Source organism: Marinobacter alexandrii (genome assembly GCF_005871205.1).
Lineage (GTDB): Bacteria > Pseudomonadota > Gammaproteobacteria > Pseudomonadales > Oleiphilaceae > Marinobacter > Marinobacter alexandrii.
Genome location: NZ_SWKM01000011.1, coordinates 809,085 through 827,590 on the forward strand (window position 1 = coordinate 809,085; position 18,506 = coordinate 827,590).

Genomic DNA, 18,506 nt, shown 5'->3' on the forward strand with positions numbered 1-18,506 from the left:
ACCGTTGAGCAAATCACCCAACCCATGCTCCGGATTTACGATCCGGCCCGCAGGAGATATTGATGAGCAATGATGTTGTTGTCTGCGCCCTTTATAAGTTCGCAGTCCTGAACGATTACAAGTCCCTTCGCCAGCCGCTGCTGGATCAGATGCTTGAAAAAGACGTGCACGGCACCCTGTTGCTGGCACGGGAAGGTATTAACGGCACCATTGCCGGAAGCCGCGAAGGCGTTGATACCATCAAGGCCTGGCTGGCCAGCGACGAGCGTTTCGACGGCATCGATTACAAAGAATCCTTTGTCGACATTCAGCCGTTCAAGCGCACCAAGGTGAAGCTCAAGAAAGAGATTGTCACCATGGGCGTGGAGGGTATCGACCCGAAGCGCACCGTTGGCACCTATGTTGATCCCAAAGAGTGGAATAGCCTGATTTCCGATCCGGATGTGGTGCTGGTGGATACCCGAAACCAGTACGAAGTGGAAATTGGCACTTTCCAGAATGCCGTTAATCCGGCCACCGATACCTTCCGGGAGTTCCCGGAGTACGTGAAGCAAAATCTGGATCCCGCAAGGCACAAGAAGGTTGCCATGTTCTGCACCGGCGGCATTCGCTGTGAAAAATCCACTGCGTACCTGAAAGAGCAGGGCTTTGATGAGGTGTACCACCTGAAAGGTGGCATCCTGAAGTACCTGGAAGAGGTTCCGCAAGAGCAGAGCCTGTGGCAGGGCGAGTGTTTTGTGTTCGACGACCGGGTGACTGTAAATCATTCGCTTGAGCGTGGTGATTACGATCAGTGCCACGCTTGTCGCCGACCGATTACCGAAGAAGACAAGCAACGTCCGGAGTTCGAGCAGGGTGTCAGCTGTCACCAGTGCATCGACACACTGACGGAAGATCAGAAGGCCCGTTTCGCCGAGCGTGAGCGTCAGATGCGTCTGGCCGAACAGCGTGGTGAACCCCACGTGGGTGGCGAGGCGGCGCGCATCATCGCCGAGCGCAAGGCCCGGAAAAAGGCCGAGCGCCAGCAACACGCCCAGAAAAGTCTAGCCGGTGAATCTACCCTGAATACCTGAGGTATCCGATTCTGGGCAGCTCCGCCGGCTAATAGGGAGAGGTTATGGAGCTCAGAAAAGCAGTCGCGGTTGTCTTAATCGGGGCTGCGCCGCTGGCCCAGGCAAGTGGCGACGACAAAGTGGGGGCGGAGTTCGAGTTGGGCGTGCTGATGACGTCTGGCAACACCGAGGAAACCAACTTTAACAGCCGGTTCGCGATTACCCAGGAGTCCAGGCGCTGGCGAAATGGGGCGGAGCTGAGTGCCCGGCACACCGAGGCCGAGGACGAAACCACGGCCGAGCAATATAAAGCCGAAGGCGAGACCAACTACAAGTTCGACGAGCGCCAGTACTGGTTTCTGCGCGGCTCCTGGGAAGACGATCGTTTTTCCGGTTACGCCTTCGAGTCGTCGATCACCGCCGGTTACGGTAACCGGCTTTGGGAATCTGGCGAGCGCTCGTTCTGGAGTGTGTCTACTGGTATGGGTTACCGGTACAACCGGTTGGACCAGCCTGACGACGACGGCAATGAAAAGGAAGATTCCGTCATCGCCCGTTTCGCCACTCAGCTCGACTATGCGATTTCCGACAGGGCGCTGTTTCGACAGAAACTCAGCACGGAAGTAGGTCTGGAGGAAAACAACACCATCAGCGAGTCGGAGACCGCCTTGCAGGCGAACGTGGTTGGCAACCTGTCTATGAAAACCGCGTTCCGGGTGAAGCACGTTTCCGATCCGCCCGAGGGCAAGGAACGGACCGACACGGAAACGGCGATCACCCTGCTTTACACATTCTGAGCATGTTGGATCAGACGTTGTTGCGCAGCCCCAACTCATCCGGATAGGGGGTAAGGTAGTGCTGGGCGCTCAGGTAATCCACCGGTTCCCGGCGCTGGGCCATGCGCAGCAGTGTCATCGGCACTACCAATGGCACCTCGCCACGGCGATAGGCTTCCATCTGCTCCAGCATGACTTTCCGATCTTCATCGCCCATGGAGTCTCTCAGGTAGCCCATCAGATGCTGCATGGCGTTCATATGTGAGCCACGACTCACCTTCTTGTTCATGGCTTCCATGAACAGGTGTATGTACCGGTCGGCAATGTCTTCCAGTGGTTCGGATTTCAGGTCACCCAGCATCGGGCCAAGCTCACGGTAGATTTTTTCGGAGTGAGCCAGCAACTGGAACTTGTGACGGGTGTGAAAGTTAATCAGAGACTTTGCGGTCAGTTGGTCCCCGGAGACATTCTGCATCCAGTCGTCGTAGGCGAACACGCGTTCGATGAAGTTCTCGCGGATCATGTTGTCATTCAGGCGACCTTCTTCCTCCACCGGCATCAGCGGGTAGGCCTGCAGCAGCGCCTCGGCAAACATGCCCCGGCCATCCCGGCGGGTGACCTGGCCGTTCTCGTTATGGACCTTGATTCTTTCCATGCCACAGCTGGGGGATTTTGCCATCAGGATGTAGCCGCGCAGGTTGGCGAGCGTCGGTATGACCGCATCGATAAACCCGTCCATGGCCTCGGTGTGGTCCGCTTGCCCCCTGGTCTCAATGATGCGCATGCCTTCGGGATATTCCCGCAGGTGGATGGCAGGGCGAGGCACACCCAGTCCGGCTTCCAGCTCCGGACAGATCGAGCGAAATTCGAAGTGCTTGGACAGAACCTGGGTGCAGTAGCGGGAATGCTTGTGGCCGCCATCATGGCGGACTTCCTTGCCCAGCAGGCAGGTGCTGATACCAACGGGAATCTGGGACACGTATTCTCTCCGAGTAAAAAAAGCGTCTTTGTAATACGTGATTTGAGTCTAGACCGATCAGCCCCAGAGAGTGAACAGGCTTAACGATCCCAGTGTCGATTTTTCCTCTTGTCGGCCAGCGCCAGGGTACTGGCATAGATGGTGCGAACGTCAGTGGCAAACTGCTCCACCGAAAACTCTTCCGCAAACTCCAGTGCCTGTTTTGCCAGTTTCTCGCGCAAGCTATCGTCTTCGAGCAACTGTTTAACGGCCTGAACCCATTTGTCCTGCCTCTCCGGTGTCTTGAAGCCGTTATGGCCGTGCCGAACCACGTCCTCTATGCCACTGGACCGAACCGCCACGACCGGCAGCCCGGCTGCCATGGCTTCCAGGATTACCATGCCCTGGGTTTCTGATTTTGAAGCAAACAGGAAGGCGTCACCCAGTCGGTACCACGTTGCCATCTCATCGGGCGGCACAGCACCCACCAGGGTGAAGTGTTCCTGCAGGCCCAGATCGTCGATTTTCTGTTGCAGCCGGTCGCGCTGGTGGCCGTCGCCAATCATCAGGAACCGGAACGGCACATCGGTGCTTGCTCGCAGGGTATCGATGGCCTCAATCATGAAATCAATGTTTTTCTCGTTCGAGAGTCGGGACACGCTGACGAACACCTTCTCGTTGCTTAGTCCCAGTTTGTCCCGCAACTGCTGAATGTCTTCCTTCCGCACCTCTTGAAACCGCTGGTACTCAATGCCCGTGGGCTGAACATAGGTGGGGGTCTTCACGCCGATCATGCGCAGATATTCTTCCGTGGAGTAGGTCGGCACGATTACACCGTCGCACTTGTTGGCGAAGCGCTTGATCAGGGCATGGGAGATCAGGTTGCGGAACAGCATGCCGGGCAGGGGCACGAAATGGGCGTAATGCTCCAGCCGGGTGTGGTAGGTGTAAATGGCGGGCACTTTCAATGTGCGGGCCAGGAACAAACCCAGGGAGCCGAGCCAGAACGGATGGTGCAAATGAATAATGTCCGGCCGGAAGGCTTTCACGGTCTTGCGGATGCGAGCCAGGAAAATATTGGCCAGGCGAAACTCCCGTTTTTCGCCCATGGCCAGCAGCGAGGGCACGCGCACCACCTGGTCCTCGTTTTCCGGCTGGTCCTTGTACCGGGGGGCGACAATCAGAAGCTTGTCGCCCAGCTCAACCAGGCCCCGGCGCAGGCGCTCAATGGAGATGGGAACACCGCCAATGAACGGCAGGTAGTTGTTGGTAAACATCGCCACTCTCAATGACTTCTGGAGCCAGGGTGAGGGGTCGAGATCATAGTCGGGATAGTAGTCCTTGCCGATAAAGATGGCAGTGTAGAGCTTGATGGTAATGGCTACGAATACAGCCAGCAGAAGAATGAAATTCAGGTAGCCGGAGTAGATCAGCGAGTAGATGAAAAACCAGAAGCTTTCCAACTGCTTCAGGACGGGATGCTGGCCCACCTGCAGCCGTTCCAGGGAATGGCTGGCGTTGCCGTCCGCATCCACGTTTACCTTCACGAAGTGGTAAAAGCTGGTTTCGTTGTTCAGCACCAGGCCGCCGGCGCCGCCGGTGGTGATGAAGGTGGTGTCATCGCTTACGGCCTCGGAATAGAGCGACAAATTGGCCGAGAACACCAGATCAATGCCGTGGCGCTTGATCTCCCGCATCAGGGCGCTGCGAAATTCACGAGGCTGCAGGTAGTCACTGCGTTGATCGAAGGGCGCGTCCGCCTCCGGTTCCATCGGTGGGTGGCCAATGAACAGAATCCGGGCCTTGGAGCTGTCCTTGGCCAGCAGGTCATTGAGCCAGCGGATCTGCCATTGCCACGGGGTCTTGCCGGTGCTGTCCAGGAATATCAACCGGCTGTTGCCCGCCAGGATGCTGAAAAAGTGGGGACCGAAATGATCGTAGAACCGGAAACTGCCAAAGTCTTCGTACTCGTGCGCTCCGAAAGTCAGCAGGTAGGGGATATCCAGATGCCCCAGGCTGCCGTAGAGCGCGCGATACTTGTCCTCGCCACCGCCACTGACCGCGTTACCCGCAGACACCATGAAATCGATGCCGGAGGCATTCAGTTCGGGAACAATCCGCTCCTCAAAGATCCCGATGGAGTTGTTGATGTTGCCCAACACCGCGAAACTGATCGGTGACTCGGGATCGATGTTGCGTTGAATGCGCTCCACCTGTTCCGTGTGCAGGCCCTTAAAGTCCTTCATGAACAGATTGAGGTAGACCTTGTAGCCGACCAGGAAAATAACGATCAGCAAGCACAGGTAGAACAGAAGTTTTAGAGGGTTTCGGAGGATCATTCCAGTTTCCTGCGGTCTTTAATGAGTTCCCTCTGCAACACAATCAATCCGATGATCATGCCCAGGTAAATAGTCAGCAGGCGCCAGCTGACGGTCACCAGCACCAGGTGATTGCCCGACAGAATATCCCGAAAGAAGCTTCCAAATATACCTTCAGAAATGCCTGAAGCCCCGGGTGTGGGGGAAAAATACATGACAAATGTGGTTACGACCAGCAACCCCAAAGAGACCATGTAATCAACGGTATAACCCAAGCAGTACATCAGCAAAGCGGGGAAGCTGAACAGGCTGAGCAGGAACAGCGCGGTGAACAGGATCGACAGGCACACATACACCGGCTGCCCTTTCATGTAATCGCCAAAGCTGTCGGAGAACCGGAGCATCTCCCGGCGCGCCTTGAACTGCCAGCGCCGGTGCCGGGCGTCGCTGATCAGGTGGAAGCGGTGCAGTGCCACCAGGATCTGGGTCAGGGGCGCGATCAGCCAGTGAGTGCGGAACAGCAGCACCGCGAAGAAGGCGAGGTAAAGAAAGATAAAGATCGCCAGTGCAACTCCAATGGAGCCGGTGATCGTGTGGTCTTTCAGGGCCCGGAGCGTCAGCAGGAAGATGGGCGTGAGCGTGAATATGAACACCACAGCCAGCACCGTGCGAATGGTCGTAGCTGCAGTAGCCCGGCCCATGGGCACGCCATGCCGGTGCAGGTACCAGATCTGGGCAAAGCCGCCGCCGGTGGCCATGGGGGTCACGTTGGAGAAGAACAGGTTAATGAACACCAGCCGGAACATCACCTTGAGCGGCAGCCGATGCCCCAACGCCCGCAGGGTGAAGTACAGCCGCAGGCCGTCGGAGAGGAAGTAAACCAGCAGCAGGAGCCCGACCATCAGCAGGGTGGTGGGCGCAATCAGCCGTGGGTCAAAAGTCAGACTGCGTTCGGCGAATTGGTCGTACACCGCATACAGCCCGGCTGCGGTCATGGCAATAAAGATCACGCTGAAGACTGCGAGTCGTCGCCAGGACGTCTGTTTCGAGTAATCGCTTTCGGAAGGGTCGGTCATGGTTTGCCCGTCAGCGCCTGCTGGATCAGCGCCTGCTGATGTTCGGCAAACTCACGAATCAGGGCCTGGGCTGCGTGGCTATCCCGAGAGAGCACGGCGGCTGGCAGTTGGGTAAAGAACTGGCCGGTGTGTTTCAGACCCTGACGGTATCGGTCGGCACTTAAATAATACGCCCGGCTCACCGCCGGTTTGAAGTTGGACAGCGCCTCGGTGAGGTAGGGATTGCCGACCACCTCGCAACAGGCATCCATCACGCCAAAACTTGCCTCCACGACGGCGGTGATGTTGGCGGACGGCTGTTTGGCCAACTCCACCACGTGGGCCACGGCGGCCAGCATGGGCTCCCGATGTTTCTCCTGCCAGCGTTCGCACAACCTTGCCACCAGCATCATCAGCAGGTGCATGTAAACGTCGTACAGCTCCGAAGCGTGTTCCGCATCCAATTGCGTTGCTGCGGCGCCTTTACGGGGCGTGATGTCCACCAGGTGCCAGCGTTCCAAGGTATACAGGGCTTCCTTGACCGAGGCCCGGCTGACGTTCAGCTCACCGGCCAGCTTGGCCTCCTGGATGCGCTCGCCCGGTCGGATTTGCCCGGTCATGATCCGTTCGGCCATGAAATTGGCAATCTGCTCGGCCAGGGTGTTGGGCGCCTGAAAATCCATAAAGGCTCTCTAGCAAGGTGCGTTCAATAACGGGCATCGGTGAGCGTGAGTCTATCACAGCCTCCTGCAGCAAAAGCCACAAGCCTCTGATCCGGCACGCCTTTCGTGGGCATGATCAAAAATGGACTAAAAATTATTGACGACTGCTATATTGTAGGACAATAATGCAGAAAATAAGAGGCGGATGACCAGCCGCCACGAACGCAGTCGAAGGAGAGAGCCCAATGAATACCAGCCACCTGTCGATCAACCGAGAGGCCACGCGCCGAAGAATTTTGCTAACCCTGAAGAAGTACAGCTACCTGATCGCCATGCTACCGCTGGCGCTGCCGCCGCTGCTGCTGGCGGCCGGGCAGGCCGTCAGCCTGGAAAATCTGTTTGCCTGGGGCGTGCCGGTGGTGGTATTCGGGATCATTCCCGTGCTGGACCTGCTCTTGGGCAAAGACGCCCTGAACCCCGATGAAGAAGTAGACGTGCCGAAGATGAACAGCGAAGCCTTCTACCGGGTGATCACGCTCGGATGGGTGGCCGGCTATGCGGTTCTGTTGGTGTGGAGCATGCTGGAGCTGGCCTCTGGCCAATTCAGTACCATCGGCGGCATCGGCTGGGTGATTTCCATCGGCATTGTCGGTGGCCTCGGCATTAACGTCGCCCACGAGCTGATCCACAAGGACGGCAAGCTGGAAACCCGGGCTGGCGGCTTCCTGCTGTCACTGGTCTGCTACGCCGGCTTCAAGGTAGAGCACCTGCGCGGCCACCATGTGCATGTGTCCACGCCGGGAGATGCCTCTTCGTCCCGCTACAACCAGTCCCTGTACAGCTTCCTTCCCCAGGCCTATCTGCGCAATTTCGTGAACGCCTGGAAACTGGAAGCCCAGCGCCTGGAGCGCAAAGGCGAGAAAGCCTTCAGCTGGCGCAACGAGTTGATCTGGTGGTACAGCATCAGTGCCCTGGTATTCGTCGGCTTCACTGTCGCCTTCGGCTGGCTCGGCGCCGCCTTCTTCCTGGTCCAGAGCTTCATCGCCTTCACCTTGCTGGAAATCGTCAACTACCTGGAACACTACGGCCTGCACCGCCGCAAACTCGATAACGGTCGCTACGAGCGCACCGGGCCGGAGCATAGCTGGAACAGCAATTACTTCCTCACCAACGTGTTCCTGTTCCACCTCCAGCGCCACAGCGACCACCACGCCTACGCCAAACGCCGCTATCAGGTACTGCGCCACCACGACATCGCCCCGCAGTTGCCTGCTGGATATGCGGCCATGATCGTCCTGGCCACCATCCCGCCTTTGTGGAAGCGCGTCATGAATCCTCGTGTTGAGGCTTATTATCAGGGGGAGGAGCATCAGTTGGCTTCTTGATTCGTTTGATTCGTTTGATTCGTTTGATTCGGGGGCGGGGCGGCGACCGGGGGTATTTTTCTCCAGAAGAATCGCAAACTCGCTGCGCTCAGACAGCGATTTTCTTCCGAAAAACACCCCCGGCCCCCGCCCACGGACTGAGCCAACAGATGCTCAAAAAAACAGAGAAGAAATAAAAAAGTGTTTTCTTTAGGCCAACAATGGAGTTATGTCAGCGGGGGTGTGGGGGTAGTTTCTGCAGGGAAAACCGGGTGTCTGAGCGCAGCGAGTTCCGGTTTCCCGGAAGAAACTACCCCCATACCCCTGCCAGCCCCCCAAGTAAGCCCAACCCTCAGCCAGACCAACCCCAGATTTAGACCACCCTTGAAATCCCTTTGAAACGCACGCAGGTATATTGTTTGAATCCTGCGAATAACGAAGGGAAATAACATGCCCAAGCATTTCGAACAGGCCGCCGGCCTATACGAATATCCGGTACCGGAAACCGAAGGTTACGTCTTTAACCAGACCATGATGCGCATCAAAGACCCCGAGCGCTCCATGGATTTCTACACTCGAGTGATGGGTATGCGCCTGGTTCGCAAGCTGGATTTTCCGGAGATGAAATTCACGCTCTATTTTCTGGGTTATCTGGATGACCGCCAGGCCCATCAGGTGCCGACCGACGATGCGTATCGCACCACCTTTACCTTCGGCCGCGAAGCCATGCTTGAGCTGACCCATAACTGGGGTACCGAGGACGATAACGATTTTGCTTACCACAATGGCAACGATCAGCCCCAGGGCTTTGGCCACATTGGTATCGCGGTGCCAGACGTGTACTCCGCCTGTGAGCGGTTCGAACACCTCGGCGTAGAGTTTGTGAAGAAGCCGGACGACGGCAAAATGAAGGGGCTGGCCTTTATCAAAGACCCGGACGGCTACTGGATTGAAATCCTGCAGCCGAACATGATGCAGAAGCAAAACAAGAGCTGATACCCGTCAGTTTGCGGTATCGGCACTATCTCTGGTGTCGGTGCCGGCTTTCCCTCCGTAGCGGGAAGCCACAATCACCGCTGCCGTCAGAATAAACGCCCCGGCAATGCCGATGGGGCCGAGAATCTCGCCTAGAAACACCCACGCCAACAACGCCACGAATAACGGTTCCAACGTCACGATGATGCTGGACAGTGTTGCCGGGGTAGTTTGCATGCCTGAGAAGAAACTCACGTAGCCGATGCAGGTGGGTACCACGCCCACGTACACCACCATTAACCACTGATGAAACGCCAGGGTGTCCAGGCCTTCAAAGCTGCCGGACAGCCACACCACCGGGAACAGGATTGCAGCCGCCGTGAAAAAGCAGATAAAGGCGGTGGTGAACACCGGTGTGCCCGCCGAGCTGTAGCGGCTGGTCAGGGTAAAGCCGGTGTAGACCAGGGCGGCGAGCAGGGCGATCAGAATGCCGGCCAGGCGCAGGGTGCCGGCAGTGTCCATGTCGCTCAGCACCAACATGGCGGTGCCGAAGATGGCGGCGACCAGGGACAGCACAGTGAGCAGGCCAGGTTTTTCTCCCAGCAGCGGAGCGGCCAGCAAGGCAACGAACACCGGCGGCAGGCACAGGGCAATCAGGGTGGCGATGCCGGCGCCGGTTAGGTCAACGGCCAGTAAATAGCTGCCCTGGTAGAACGCCTGGAACAGGCCAAGTGCAGCCAGTGGGATCAGCGCTTTCTTGCCCAAATGGCGTAGGGAGCTGCCGGGTACTCGGGCGCCAGGATTAGCACGTTCCAGTTGCCGCTGTTCCCGGCGCATCAGCAGCCAGAAAAAAGGCAGGGCCACCACCAGGCGCAGAAAGCCCAGGGTGATGGCTTCCAGCTCGGTACCGGTGAACAGGAATTTCGCGACAATGCCCGTGGTCGCCCAGAGCAGGGCGGCCAGGGCGATCAGCAGGGCGCCTCGAATCATTCAATAATCAACACAATCAGTTCCTTAGGACCGTGGACACCGTAGGCAAGGGTTTGCTCAATGTCCGCCGTTTTCGATGGTCCGGAGACTAACAGGGCATTGGTGGGCATGCCAGCTTTCCAGTTCTGGGCCTGCATGGCCTCGTGGAACGTGGTGTACAGCTCGCTGGCAAAAAGTACCGCCACGTGAATGGGCGGCACCAGGCTCATCAGCCTGGGTTCGTCGGTGTTTGGCCACATGATCAGCGAGCCAGTTTCAGCAATGCCGCCCCGGGTGGAGGTGATGCTGGCGTCTACGTCGTTGAACAGTACCGACTTCCAGCTTTCAATGGCCTCATCGTAAATCAGCAGGTGGGGTAAATCTTCCCGCTCCAGAGTGGAGGAACGAAGTTTTACGCCAATTTCGTGTTCCTTGGGTATCAGAAGATTGCGGGCGCAACGGCTGCCGAGTATTTCCGCCAGGCGGTCTACCCAGCTGTCCTCGGTGCAGTGGTGAACTTCACCGTGCACCGATTCGATCATTCGCTCGAACAGGGCAATCCGTTCGGATGTCGACCAGTCTGGTCGCTTCAGTACGGAAAAATCACACTCAGGGGCGGTGAGCTCGCCACCGGCCCGGTTGCGCAGGCGCTGCAGTATGGCTTCGCGAGAACTCACTGGCCGCGCTCCTTTAACGTTTCGTGAAACGTTTTCGGTGCCAGCTTGGGTGAGGTCCGGAACTGGGTCCAGCCGCCCATCTGGCCGGGCTGCAGTTTGCGCAAGCGCGCCGCCATGTTGGTGCCAAACCGGTAGGCGCCCGGGCGCGCGTGCATCCAGCTCCAGCCTTTCCAGATCATCGCTTCCAGGGCATTTCGTTTGGCCCCATGGCCACGAACTTTAGCCGGGTGCAGCTTGTCGCCATCCACCGATTCCTGACGCAGACGCACCAGCAGATCCGGGATGGGAATCTTCACCGGACAGACCTCGCCGCAGGCGCCGCACAGGCTGGACGCACTGGGCAGATGCCGGCCTTCGTCCAGGCCAATCAGGTGCGGCATCAGAATCTTGCCGATCGGGCCCGGGTAGGTGGTGCCGTAGGTGTGGCCGCCAACGCGGGTATACACCGGGCAGTGGTTCATGCAGGCACCGCAGCGGATACAGCGCAGAGTGTCGAGCAGTTCGTCGTCCTGATAGATTGATGACCGGCCGTTATCCACCAACACCACGTGCACTTCGTCCGGGCCGTCCAATTCCTCTGCCTTGCGGGGCCCGGAAATCATGTTGAAGTAGGTGGTGATGTGCTGTCCGGTTGCAGAACGAGTCAGCAGGGCCAAAAGGGCAGTGACGTCTTCAAGATTCGGCACCACTTTTTCGATGCCCGTAACCGCAATGTGACACTTCGGCACGGTGGTGGTCATGCGGCCATTGCCTTCGTTTTCCACCAGACACAATGTGCCGGTTTCGGCCACAGCAAAGTTCACTCCGGACACACCCACATCCGCATTCATGAACTTCTCGCGAAGCTGCAGGCGGGCTTCGGCAGTCAGGTATTCGACATCGTTGGACAGATCGGTGCCGGTTTTGTCATGCAGAAGTTGGGAGATCTCGCCGGTGTTCTTGTGGATCGCCGGCATGATGATGTGCGAGGGTGTTTCCCCAGCCAGCTGCACAATGTACTCGCCCAGGTCGGATTCCAAAGCCTCGATACCGTGTTCCTCGAGGTACTTGTTTAGCTCCATCTCCTCGGACACCATGGACTTGCCCTTGATCACGGTCTTGGCATCGCGCGCCTTGCAGATGTCGCGCACGATGCGGCAGGCTTCGTCGCCGTCCACCGCCCAGTGCACCTTGATGCCGTTTTCGGTCAGCTTCTTCTCCAACTGCTCAAGCAGGTCGGGCAGGTTGGCAAGGGCGCGCAGGCGCACATTGGCACCGAGATCCCGCAGGCTTTCCAGATCCCAGCCTTCAAAGGCGCTTTTGCGCTTGGTCATCAGCCCGTCCATCGCCTTGCGGAAGTTATGGCGAATCTGCGGGTTGTGCAGCGCTTCATGGGCCCTTGGGTGGAATTCTTTTACATCAATGTGATGAGGTGAGTGTTGGGCGGTCTCGCTCATGACTGCTCTCCCTTGCCGCCGCCGGTACGGTTCCACAGGAAACTGAGAATGTGCTGGCCAGACATCGCCTTGCGGTTTTTCTCGGCGTAACCGTGAATGTTCATCAGGCAGCCGCAATCAGTGGTGACAAAATCCCTGGCGCCGGTGTCCACCAGGGCGTCTACCTTCTCGCTGACCATGGCACCGGAAATCTCCGGGTGCCGGATGGCAAAGGTGCCGCCAAAGCCGCAGCATTCTTCCGCCCGAACCTGCTCCACCAGATTGACGTTATCCAGCTGGCCCAGCAGTTTCGGGCCCACTTCGGCCACGCCCATCTCCCGCCGTGCAGAACAGGACGTGTGCATGGCGACGGTGGTGGGCTCGCCTTTATCCGTCAGTTTGATGTGGCAGACATTCAGCAGGAAATCGGTGAGCTCCCAGACCCGACCAGCCACTTCGGCGGCCAGAATCTCATCTTCGGTGTCTTTGAACAGACCCGGGTAGTGCTTGCGCATCATGCCACCGCAGGAACCTGAGGGCACCACGATGGGATAATCTTCGGGAAATAGCCCCAACTGGGCCTTGGCGACAGCGCGGGCTTCGTCGTGATAGCCCGAGGTAAAGGCCGGTTGCCCGCAACAGGTCTGATCCTGCGGGAAAATCACCTCAATGCCTTCGCGTTCGAGGAGCTGAATGCCCGCCATGCCCGCGTCCGGGTAGAACATGTCTACCAGGCAGGTGCCGAAGAAATAAACCTTGGAGGGTTTTGGGGGGTAAAGCTTAATGGGATCCGCCATCGTGCCGCCACTCTAACGCGCCATTGTTGTTATCCCTTCAATGATAGGTACACGGGGCCGGCGTTGCCAGACGACTTTAGGGGCACGGCGTTCTGTCATCTGTTCCCTGCCAAAGCACGGTGCAGTCGCCACTCAGGGGGTGTGGTAGTGCCTCGCTCAGAGACTTGCCCGAGTGACCGGTGGCGAGCAGGAAATGGCATTTCGCGAACGCAGCTTCAGGCGTCAGGTCTGAACCAGGAATGACTCCGATTCGGTCCAGTGCCGCGCCAGAGGCGTAGGCTTTTTGAGCCACGAGGCCGTGCTGGCACTGACTGACATTCAGCACGGCAATGCCCCGCCTGATTCCTTGAGCCAAAGCCCCGATCAGGGCCGGGTCTCCGTCAGGCGCATTACCTGCGCCGTAAGTATGGATGATCAGCCCCTTCAGTTCGGGCAACGCCAGGGCCGACTCCAGAAGGGCGGCCGGCATGCCGGGAAACAGCGCGAGAGCGACGACAGACCGTGGGTTGAACGTGGGCACCTGAAAATCAGGCCGGGACGGCGGAAGCAACAGGTCATGGCGTAGCTCCAGATCGATGCCTACGTGACCCAGCACGGGTGCATTGGGGGAATCGAAAGCATCCAGTTCGCTGGTTTTAAGCTTTCTTGCCCGCGTGCCCCGGAGTAGTTTGCCGCAGAAGTACAGGCAAACCTCCGAAATGCCCGGAACAGACGCCAAACACAGTGAGGCGATTACGTTGTCCAGAGCGTCGGTGCGCGAACGCTCTAGCGGGATCTGGGACCCAGTCAGAATCACGGGTTTGTCGCATCCCCTCAGCATGTAAGACAATGCCGCCGCGGTGTAGGACATGGTGTCTGTGCCGTGAAGCACGACAAAACCATCGTAGCGGTCCCAATGATCGACGAGAACTCGGGCCATCGTCGTCCAATTCGACGGCGTCAGATTGGCGCTGTCGATGAGTTGGTTCAGTTCGATCACGTCAAACGGCGGCAGCTCGGCGGTTCTTTCGGACAGGTGTCGGGCCAGCCGTGTGCCGAAATCGGCGGCTGGCACATAGGTGCCGTTCGAGGAGACCATGCCGATGGTCCCGCCGGTGTATACCACCAGTACCCGGCGACTCATCGCTCGTCTCCAGTCGGTGACAGCATGGCTCGAGGGCTGAGCAGGCGGTCCAATTCGTTAGCGTCCAACAGGCCCTCGTCCAGCACCAGTTCCCGTACGGTGGCGCCGGAGTTCAACGCCAGGGCTGCGATCCGAGTGGCGTTGGTGTAGCCGATCCTGGGTACGAGAGCGGTGATGATGCCGATGCTGTTATCCAGGTGCCGGGCGCATTGCTCGATGTTGGCGCGGATATCTCTGATGCAGCGTTCGTCGAGCATGGTACAGGCAGCACCTAACATCTTCATGGAGTTAAGCAAGTTGTAGACGATCAGCGGTTCCATGGCATTGAGCTGCAGCTGTCCGGCCTCCGCCGCAAGAGTGACCGCCAGGTCGCTGGCAATGACTTGATACGCGGTCTGATTGACGGCTTCAGGGATCACCGGATTGACCTTGCCAGGCATGATCGAGGAGCCGGGTTGCATGGGCGGCAGCAGGATTTCGCCCAGGCCCGTTCGGGGGCCGGAGGAGAGCAGGCGAAGATCGTTGCACATCTTGCCCAGTTTCACCGCAAAGCGCTTCAGAATGCCGGAAAACAGGACAAAGGCGCCCATGTCGGATGACGCTTCAACCAGGTTGCTTGCAGAGACAAGCGGTTTCCCGGAAACCTCCGCCAGATACCGGACCGACAGAGCTTGATAGCGAGGGTGGGTATTGATGCCGGTGCCGATAGCCGTACCACCAAGATTTACTTCGCAGAGCAGGTGGCTGGCTTCGTGCAGTCGATCAATATCCTCTCCAAGATTCACCGCGAAAGCCTCGAACTCCTGACCCAGCGTCATGGGGACCGCGTCCTGCAGTTGGGTGCGTCCCATTTTAACCACGTCCGCGAATTGCCGGCCTTTTTTCTCGAGCCCCTCCTTGAGCTGGATGATGGCCTGTTCCAGGGGCGCCGCCGCAAACTGGATGGCGAGGCATACCGCAGTTGGATAGGCGTCATTGGTGGACTGGGACCGATTGACGTCGTCGTTCGGATGAAGATGGTGATACTCGCCTTTACCGTGCCCGAGTTTTTCCAAGGCCAGATTGGCGATGACTTCGTTCGCGTTCATGTTGGTGGAGGTGCCGGCACCGCCCTGGATCAGGTCCACCACGAACTGGTCGTGCAGTTGTCCGGCGATGATGTCATCACACGCAGCGACAATGGCCTCGGCTTTGTGTGGGGCGAGTGTTCCGAGATCTCGGTTGGCCATCGCCGCCGCCTTTTTCACCATAACCAACGCCCGGACAAAATCCGGGAAGTGGCTGATGGGAACCCCGGTGATGGAGAAGTTGTCCAGGGCTCGCTGAGTCTGGACGCCGTACCAGGCCTCAGCGGGTACAGCGAGATCTCCGAGAAGGTCGTGTTCAACGCGAGTGTTCATGTCAGGACCGCTCGATTGCGGGTTGATCTTCCCCGCGGCTGCGGGCCCGGATACGTTCGATATCCTCAGGCTCAATTTCCCAGGCTCCGGCGTCGATGTTCATATCCTGAAAGCGCTTGGCGTCGAAAACCGGCTGCTCGATACCCTGGGCAATCTGATCGTCAAAATCCTTGAGGATGCGGAGACCTGGCTTGAATAGGGCAATCAGCGCAATTAGGTTGACGAGCGCCAGTAAGCCCATGGTGACGTCCGCAAACCCGAATACCGTGCCCAGGTCGGTGGTTGCGCCCCAGCAGACTAACCCGATGATGGCCACCCGGAAGGTGTTGAAGAAGTTCTGGTTCTCGGTGGAGAAGAAATTGATGCTGTTCTCGCCGAGGTAATAGTTGTAAAGGATGGTGCTGAACCCAAAGAGCATCAGGGCAACGCTCACAAAGCTGCGTCCCCAGTCCCCGACGTGATCCGCCAGTGCGGATTGCGTCAAGGCAACGCCGCCGATATCGCTGACAACGGTTGGGTCGTAGATGCCGCTCAACAGAATGATAAAGGCGGTCGACGAGCAGATGATCAAGGTGTCGATGAACACGGAGAACGCCTGGACCACGCCCTGATTCGCAGGATGGGGAACATAGGCGACCGCGGCCACGTTGGGGGCACTGCCCAGACCGGCTTCGTTGGAAAACAGTCCGCGTTTGACGCCCATCATAATGGCTGCACCAATGCCACCACCCACCAGGGGTTCGAGACCGAAGGCGCTGTTGACGATGAGCATAAAGGCATCGGGAATATGCTCAACATTCAGGATAAGAACGATTGCTGTGATCAGCAGATAGCTGCCTGCCATGATCGGGACCAGGAATTCCGCGACTCGTGCAATACGGCGAACACCGCCGAAGATGATCAAGCCAACAACCATCGCCAGTGCGATACCGGTGTAGAACACGGGAATGCCAAACGCATCGTCGACAGAGGTTGCAACCGCATAGGATTGCAGGGCGGTAAATCCGAAACCGAAGGTCAGCAGCAACAGGACCGAATACAGGCCGGCCATCCATTTCCAGTGGGCACCAAGACCGCGGGCAATGTAGTGGGCAGGACCGCCTCGATAGGTGCCGTCGGGTTCAGCCACTTTGTAGGTTTGAGCAAGAGAGCATTCGAGGAAACTGGTCGCCATGCCCATCAGACCAACTATCCACATCCAGAACACGGCACCGGGGCCGCCAAGAGTAATCGCAACTGCTACCCCTGCGATATTGCCACCACCGACGCGACCGGCTACGGAGAGCAAGAGCGCCTGGAAGGAGCTGAGATGGCCGTGTTTGTCTTTTTGGAACGCTTGGCTGGCACTCAGGATCCGAAACATGCGCCCAAAATAGCGGAACTGGACGAAACGGGAGGCGACGGTAAATCCGATGCCGACAGTGAGCAGCAGGGCAATCAGAATCTTGCCCCACAATAAATCGTTCAGAATCTCCAACATAAGCAACTCCGGTAATGATTGTTTTTGTGCGAAGTCCTTATTTAACCAACAGGGCACCCTTGCTAGAATTTGCCCATCGTTGCTGATGTGGCGCGAAGTGTTGCAGGTTGAGCGTCAGATCGCGCTATCGCAACTTGGCGCACCAGGCTTCCCGACAACACAATGGGCAAGACACCCAATGCATCAGGATCTGCATCAAAACCTAAGGCTGCTCTGCAGCTACTACAAATCCATTGCGGAGGTTTGCCGTCGCCTCGGTATCAATCGCCCGCAATTCAATCGATACCTGAGTGGCCAACACAAGCCATCCCCGAATACACTGCGCAGGATTTGCGAATTCTTTGGCGTGGACGAGCAGGACATTCTTCTCCCGCACGGCCAGTTTCAGCGCGTTGTGGACGTTCGGCCGAAACCCGGTGATCAACCGAACCAGGAAGACAGCTCCCTTCAGGAACATCTGGATTGGCTCGATCAAGGCGCCCGGGGAGACGTTGATATCTATTTGGGGTATTACTACGAGTATTACCAGTCAATGTCGGCGCCGGGAAAGGTGCTTCAGAATCTGGTGTGTCTGGAGCGAAGGGGCCAGCGCGTGGTTTTCCAACGGACGGAGAGAATGAGGGCAACCACCAATGAGCCGCCATGCCACAATCGGTATCAGGGCATCGCCTATTTACTGACGGACCGGCTGTTCCTGGTGGACTACGAAACGCTCAATCGCCATGAGATTACGCAGACCATTCTCTTTCCCAGTTTCCGTAATCGGGTTACCCGGCTGACGGGCTTGAAAATTGGGGTGTCGGACAACAGTGAGCGGATGCCTTGTTGCGCCAGAGTGCTATACGAGTACCTGGGGCAGAGTGTGGTTGTCCGGAAGGCTCTCGCGAATTGCGGCTTACATGATTTGGACAGCGGCCAGATCGACGCATCCATTCGCGACGCGGTGCGCAACGACATGGCGCCGGACGAGTATCTTTTTCGGGCGCGTCACTAAGTGTAGGAGCAGGGCAGCGGCAGATCGCCACTGCCCGGCAGGCTTACTCCACAGTCAGGCGTTCGGCGTTCTTCTCAACCGTGCGCTCGCCAATACCTTTCACGTTGGCCAGATCCAACGGCGTTTCGAAGGGGCCGTTAGCTTCGCGATAGGCCACAATAGCTTGCGCTTTGCTCTGGCCAACACCGGTTAATTCGGCCAGCGTAGCGACATCGGCGGTGTTGATGTTGATGGCGGCCGGTTCAGCGTGAGCAAAGCCGGTAACCAGGCTGAACAGCAGTACGAGGGTGGCAAAAAAGGGAGTGCGTTTCATGGAAGTGTGTTCCTGATGCTGAGTTGTCGTCTTTTTAGTGTTGTCGGGACACAAAACAGCCGGAACGAATGCACGGACAGGACCACACTCCTTGTGGTCCCGTTTTCCGTGGCTGACCCTTGCCTGTTCCTTCAGGCCATGCGCTCATCCTGAGCGCGTCATCCTTGCGATCTTCCCT

Annotated in this window: 17 protein-coding genes; 5 read left to right on the forward strand and 12 right to left on the reverse strand. The window is 57.9% G+C overall.

Annotated features, from left to right (window positions below; all coding sequences use genetic code 11):
• Nucleotides 1-62 precede the first annotated feature (62 nt).
• Nucleotides 63-1,073, forward strand: a complete 1,011-nt coding sequence (trhO, locus tag FCS96_RS04035) for an oxygen-dependent tRNA uridine(34) hydroxylase TrhO (RefSeq protein ID WP_138438930.1) — start codon at nt 63-65, stop codon at nt 1,071-1,073.
• A gap of 44 nt (nt 1,074-1,117) precedes the next feature.
• The gene (locus tag FCS96_RS04040) at nt 1,118-1,849 is read left to right on the forward strand and encodes a DUF481 domain-containing protein (RefSeq protein WP_138438931.1); all 732 of its coding nucleotides are present in this window, start codon (nt 1,118-1,120) and stop codon (nt 1,847-1,849) included.
• A 10-nt stretch (nt 1,850-1,859) separates the two neighbouring features.
• On the opposite strand, the gene FCS96_RS04045 is transcribed toward FCS96_RS04040, so the two are convergent.
• The 4 genes from FCS96_RS04045 to FCS96_RS04060 all read right to left on the reverse strand — a co-directional run bounded on the left by FCS96_RS04045 (nt 1,860) and on the right by FCS96_RS04060 (nt 6,842).
• Complete coding sequence (locus FCS96_RS04045) at nt 1,860-2,807, reverse strand: YbgA family protein (RefSeq protein ID WP_138438932.1); 948 nt, start codon at nt 2,805-2,807, stop codon at nt 1,860-1,862.
• 80 nt (nt 2,808-2,887) lie between these two features.
• Nucleotides 2,888-5,125, reverse strand: a complete 2,238-nt coding sequence (locus FCS96_RS04050) for a glycosyltransferase (RefSeq protein ID WP_138438933.1) — start codon at nt 5,123-5,125, stop codon at nt 2,888-2,890.
• A complete protein-coding gene (locus FCS96_RS04055; protein ID WP_138438934.1) occupies nt 5,122-6,180 on the reverse strand; it encodes a lysylphosphatidylglycerol synthase transmembrane domain-containing protein in 1,059 nt (352 codons plus the stop codon). Before FCS96_RS04055 ends, FCS96_RS04050 begins: the two co-directional genes overlap by 4 nt.
• Nucleotides 6,177-6,842 carry a GntR family transcriptional regulator gene (locus FCS96_RS04060; protein WP_138438935.1) on the reverse strand — a complete coding sequence of 222 codons (666 nt, stop codon included), beginning with the start codon at nt 6,840-6,842 and terminating at the stop codon, nt 6,177-6,179. The genes FCS96_RS04055 and FCS96_RS04060 overlap by 4 nt, the downstream gene beginning before the upstream one ends.
• 224 nt (nt 6,843-7,066) lie before the next feature.
• Between FCS96_RS04060 and FCS96_RS04065 the strand changes: the two genes are divergently transcribed.
• Together FCS96_RS04065 and gloA are read left to right on the forward strand one after the other, a co-directional pair.
• Nucleotides 7,067-8,206 carry an alkane 1-monooxygenase gene (locus tag FCS96_RS04065; RefSeq protein WP_138438936.1) on the forward strand — a complete coding sequence of 380 codons (1,140 nt, stop codon included), beginning with the start codon at nt 7,067-7,069 and terminating at the stop codon, nt 8,204-8,206.
• 429 nt (nt 8,207-8,635) lie between these two features.
• Nucleotides 8,636-9,181, forward strand: a complete 546-nt coding sequence (gene gloA, locus FCS96_RS04070; RefSeq protein WP_138438937.1) for a lactoylglutathione lyase — start codon at nt 8,636-8,638, stop codon at nt 9,179-9,181.
• Nucleotides 9,182-9,187: 6 nt separating this feature from the next.
• On the opposite strand, the gene FCS96_RS04075 is transcribed toward gloA, so the two are convergent.
• From FCS96_RS04075 to FCS96_RS04105, 7 genes are all read right to left on the reverse strand, one after another.
• A complete protein-coding gene (locus FCS96_RS04075; protein WP_138438938.1) occupies nt 9,188-10,150 on the reverse strand; it encodes a DMT family transporter in 963 nt (320 codons plus the stop codon).
• Nucleotides 10,147-10,806 (reverse strand): LutC/YkgG family protein, encoded by a 660-nt coding sequence (locus tag FCS96_RS04080; protein ID WP_138438939.1) that lies wholly within the window; start codon nt 10,804-10,806, stop codon nt 10,147-10,149. The genes FCS96_RS04075 and FCS96_RS04080 overlap by 4 nt, the downstream gene beginning before the upstream one ends.
• Entirely contained in the window at nt 10,803-12,242 is a 1,440-nt protein-coding gene (locus FCS96_RS04085) for a LutB/LldF family L-lactate oxidation iron-sulfur protein (protein WP_138438940.1), read from the reverse strand. The genes FCS96_RS04080 and FCS96_RS04085 overlap by 4 nt, the downstream gene beginning before the upstream one ends.
• A complete protein-coding gene (locus tag FCS96_RS04090) occupies nt 12,239-13,018 on the reverse strand; it encodes a (Fe-S)-binding protein (RefSeq protein ID WP_138438941.1) in 780 nt (259 codons plus the stop codon). The genes FCS96_RS04085 and FCS96_RS04090 overlap by 4 nt, the downstream gene beginning before the upstream one ends.
• 76 nt (nt 13,019-13,094) lie before the next feature.
• The gene (locus FCS96_RS04095; protein ID WP_138438942.1) at nt 13,095-14,141 is read right to left on the reverse strand and encodes an asparaginase; all 1,047 of its coding nucleotides are present in this window, start codon (nt 14,139-14,141) and stop codon (nt 13,095-13,097) included.
• Nucleotides 14,138-15,541, reverse strand: coding sequence for an aspartate ammonia-lyase (locus FCS96_RS04100; RefSeq protein ID WP_138438943.1), 1,404 nt, complete (start codon nt 15,539-15,541; stop codon nt 14,138-14,140). The genes FCS96_RS04095 and FCS96_RS04100 overlap by 4 nt, the downstream gene beginning before the upstream one ends.
• Before the next feature lies 1 nt (nt 15,542).
• The gene (locus FCS96_RS04105; protein ID WP_138438944.1) at nt 15,543-17,021 is read right to left on the reverse strand and encodes an alanine/glycine:cation symporter family protein; all 1,479 of its coding nucleotides are present in this window, start codon (nt 17,019-17,021) and stop codon (nt 15,543-15,545) included.
• 178 nt (nt 17,022-17,199) lie between these two features.
• Between FCS96_RS04105 and FCS96_RS04110 the strand changes: the two genes are divergently transcribed.
• Nucleotides 17,200-18,015 carry a helix-turn-helix domain-containing protein gene (locus FCS96_RS04110; protein WP_138438945.1) on the forward strand — a complete coding sequence of 272 codons (816 nt, stop codon included), beginning with the start codon at nt 17,200-17,202 and terminating at the stop codon, nt 18,013-18,015.
• A 43-nt stretch (nt 18,016-18,058) separates the two neighbouring features.
• On the opposite strand, the gene FCS96_RS04115 is transcribed toward FCS96_RS04110, so the two are convergent.
• On the reverse strand, nt 18,059-18,328 hold the full coding sequence (locus FCS96_RS04115; protein ID WP_138438946.1) for a ComEA family DNA-binding protein: 270 nt from the start codon (nt 18,326-18,328) through the stop codon (nt 18,059-18,061).
• Between the last annotated feature and the right edge of the window lie 178 nt (nt 18,329-18,506).

Coding starts and splice junctions, on each gene's coding strand:
- gloA (WP_138438937.1), top strand. CDS start 8,636: ATGCCCAAGCATTTCGAACAGGCCGCCGGCCTATACGAATATCCGGTA.
- trhO (WP_138438930.1), top strand. CDS start 63: ATGAGCAATGATGTTGTTGTCTGCGCCCTTTATAAGTTCGCAGTCCTG.
- FCS96_RS04100 (WP_138438943.1), bottom strand. CDS start 15,541: ATGAACACTCGCGTTGAACACGACCTTCTCGGAGATCTCGCTGTACCC.
- FCS96_RS04060 (WP_138438935.1), bottom strand. CDS start 6,842: ATGGATTTTCAGGCGCCCAACACCCTGGCCGAGCAGATTGCCAATTTC.
- FCS96_RS04110 (WP_138438945.1), top strand. CDS start 17,200: ATGCATCAGGATCTGCATCAAAACCTAAGGCTGCTCTGCAGCTACTAC.
- FCS96_RS04085 (WP_138438940.1), bottom strand. CDS start 12,242: ATGAGCGAGACCGCCCAACACTCACCTCATCACATTGATGTAAAAGAA.
- FCS96_RS04075 (WP_138438938.1), bottom strand. CDS start 10,150: ATGATTCGAGGCGCCCTGCTGATCGCCCTGGCCGCCCTGCTCTGGGCG.
- FCS96_RS04090 (WP_138438941.1), bottom strand. CDS start 13,018: ATGGCGGATCCCATTAAGCTTTACCCCCCAAAACCCTCCAAGGTTTAT.
- FCS96_RS04055 (WP_138438934.1), bottom strand. CDS start 6,180: ATGACCGACCCTTCCGAAAGCGATTACTCGAAACAGACGTCCTGGCGA.
- FCS96_RS04095 (WP_138438942.1), bottom strand. CDS start 14,141: ATGAGTCGCCGGGTACTGGTGGTATACACCGGCGGGACCATCGGCATG.
- FCS96_RS04065 (WP_138438936.1), top strand. CDS start 7,067: ATGAATACCAGCCACCTGTCGATCAACCGAGAGGCCACGCGCCGAAGA.
- FCS96_RS04050 (WP_138438933.1), bottom strand. CDS start 5,125: ATGATCCTCCGAAACCCTCTAAAACTTCTGTTCTACCTGTGCTTGCTG.
- FCS96_RS04040 (WP_138438931.1), top strand. CDS start 1,118: ATGGAGCTCAGAAAAGCAGTCGCGGTTGTCTTAATCGGGGCTGCGCCG.
- FCS96_RS04115 (WP_138438946.1), bottom strand. CDS start 18,328: ATGAAACGCACTCCCTTTTTTGCCACCCTCGTACTGCTGTTCAGCCTG.
- FCS96_RS04105 (WP_138438944.1), bottom strand. CDS start 17,021: ATGTTGGAGATTCTGAACGATTTATTGTGGGGCAAGATTCTGATTGCC.